The sequence below is a fragment of the Kitasatospora sp. NPDC007106 genome (assembly GCF_040634455.1).
GTDB lineage: Bacteria > Actinomycetota > Actinomycetes > Streptomycetales > Streptomycetaceae > Kitasatospora > Kitasatospora arboriphila.
In genome coordinates, this window is the sequence record NZ_JBEYFP010000848.1 from 1 (window position 1) to 2,433 (window position 2,433).

Sequence of the window (2,433 nt, forward strand, 5' to 3'; positions counted from 1 at the left end):
GCGTGGGCCGGTGCCGGGCCGGGCGAGGGCCGGGCCGGCCGTCCCTCCCGCGCCGCGAGCACGTAGGTGCCCAGGTGGTCGCCGGCCACGAAGCCCTGGGCCCGCAGGTGCTGCAGGGCGGCCCGCACCGTCTGCCGGTTCACTCCGTACGTGGTGGCGAGCTGCCGTTCCGAGGGCAGGTTCTGCCCCACCGGGAACCGGCCCCGCCCGATGTCCTCCCCCAGGTCGCGCGCGATGTCCAGGTACGCCGGTGCGCGGCGTTCCGTCCGTTGTCCAGGCATGCCGAGGAGACCCCCACTGGTCGTATCCGTAGCGCTACCTCATGACTGTGCACCGTCAGCATAGGGCACTGGTCTGGACCATTGGTCTGTTGCGGGTGAATCTTCGGTGCAGGCCCCGGTGTTGTCGGTCGCCCGTGGTCCCCGTCGAGGCGGGTACGGCCGAACGGGCGATATTCCACCGCGCATTGGCCCAGCCGCTGTCGCGGGGCCGGTGATTGGCTCGCAGACTCGGAGTCCGGGGGTGAGATCGAGTGAGAGGCTGTCCAGTGAAGCTCGTCGTACGTCAGCTTGTCGTCGCCGCCACGGCGGCCTCCGTCGGTCTGGGCATGGCCGCCTGCGGAAGCGCGAAGCAGTCCACCAGCTCCGGCGCGTCCGGCGCCGCCTCCGGTGGCACCGTCAAGGTCGGCCTGCTCCTCCCGGAGTCCAAGACCACCCGCTACGAGCAGTTCGACCGTCCGCTGCTCGAGGCGAACATCAAGAAGCTCGTCCCCGGCGCGCAGATCGACTACTACAACGCCAACCAGGACGCCACGCTCCAGCAGACGCAGGTCGACACCGCCCTCACCAAGGGCAACAAGATCCTCGTCCTGGACGCCGTCGACTCCAAGTCCATCCAGGCGTCCGTGCAGAAGGCCCACGACGCCGGCGTGAAGGTGCTCGCGTACGACCGCCTCGCGCAGGGCCCGGTCGACGCCTACGTCTCCTTCGACAACTTCAAGGTCGGCCAGCTCCAGGGCCAGGGCCTGGTGGACGCGGTCGGTGCGAACGCCAGCAAGGGCTCGATCATCATGATCAACGGCTCGCCGACCGACCCGAACGCGGGTCAGTTCAAGGCCGGTGCGCACAGCGTGATCGACGGCAAGCTCACGGTCGGCAAGGAGTACGACACCCCGAACTGGGACCCGAACACGGCCAACCAGGAGACCGCCGCCGCGATCACCGCCATCGGCGGGCCCAACGTCGTGGGCATCTACTCCGCCAACGACGGCATGGCCGCCGGTGCCGCCACCGCCATGAAGGCGGCCGGCATCAGCGTCCCGCTGACCGGCCAGGACGCCCAGCTCGACGGTATCCAGCGCATCGTCGCAGGCACCCAGACGATGACGATCTACAAGCCGTACGAGCCCGAGGCCGAGGCCAGCGCCAGGATCGTCGCGGCCTGGGCCAACGGCACCTCGCTCACCCCGAGCGACGTCCCGACCACCGCGACCAGCGGCAGCGGCCAGAAGGTCCCGGCCAACCTGATCACCCCGATCGTGGTCACCAAGTCCAACATCAAGGACACCGTGGTCAAGGACGGCCTCTACACCGTCGAGCAGATCTGCACTCCCACCTACGCCGAGGCCTGCAAGGCCGCCGGTCTCCAGTGACGCGGCATTCCCACCCGTCCGACCGACAAGGGAGCTGATATCCGTGGAAGGCCCACCCGTCCTGGCGTTGCGCGGGGTCTCGAAGCGGTTCGGCGCCGTCCAGGCGCTCACCGACGTGGAGTTGGAGGTGCCCGCAGGCGAGGTCGTCGCCCTCGTCGGCGACAACGGCGCCGGCAAGTCCACCCTGGTCAAGGCGGTCGCCGGGGTGTACGTCCCGGACGACGGCGTGATCGAGTGGCAGGGCAAGGCCACCAGCATCCACCGGCCGCAGGACTCCCAGCACCTCGGCATCGCGACCGTCTACCAGGACCTCGCGCTCTGCGACAACCTGGACGTGGTGGGCAACCTCTTCCTCGGCCGGGAGATCCGCAAGTTCGGCGTCCTGGACGAGGTCGCCATGGAGAAGCGCTCCCGCGAACTGCTCAGCACGCTCTCCATCCGGATCCCCAGCGTGCGCATCCCGATCGCCTCGCTCTCCGGCGGCCAGCGCCAGACCGTCGCGATCGCCCGCGCCCTGGTCGGCGACCCCAAGGTCGTCATTCTGGACGAACCGACCGCCGCGCTCGGCGTCGAACAGACCGCGCAGGTCCTCGACCTGGTCGAGCGCCTGCGCGAGCGCGGCCTCGGGGTCATCCTGATCAGCCACAACATGGCCGACGTGATGGCGGTCTCCGACAAGGTCGCCGTGCTGCGGCTCGGCCGCAACAACGGCGTCTTCGACCGCCGGGCCACCAGCCAGGAGGAGATCATCTCCGCCATCACCGGTGCCACCGACAACGCCG

The 2,433-nt window shown here is 69.5% G+C and carries 3 protein-coding genes; 2 read left to right on the top strand and 1 reads right to left on the bottom strand.

The annotated features are described in order from the left end of the window. Positions 1 to 281, bottom strand: a 281-nt coding sequence (locus ABZ641_RS33180; protein WP_359987903.1) for a winged helix-turn-helix domain-containing protein, incomplete at its 3' end; no start/stop codon positions are given. Positions 282 to 607: 326 nt separating this feature from the next. Here ABZ641_RS33180 and ABZ641_RS33185 point away from each other — a divergent pair. Then, entirely contained in the window at positions 608 to 1,651 is a 1,044-nt protein-coding gene (locus tag ABZ641_RS33185; RefSeq protein ID WP_344624331.1) for a substrate-binding domain-containing protein, read from the top strand. A gap of 43 nt (positions 1,652 to 1,694) precedes the next feature. Continuing rightward, on the top strand, positions 1,695 to 2,433 hold a 739-nt coding region (locus ABZ641_RS33190; protein ID WP_359987905.1), incomplete at its 3' end, for an ATP-binding cassette domain-containing protein.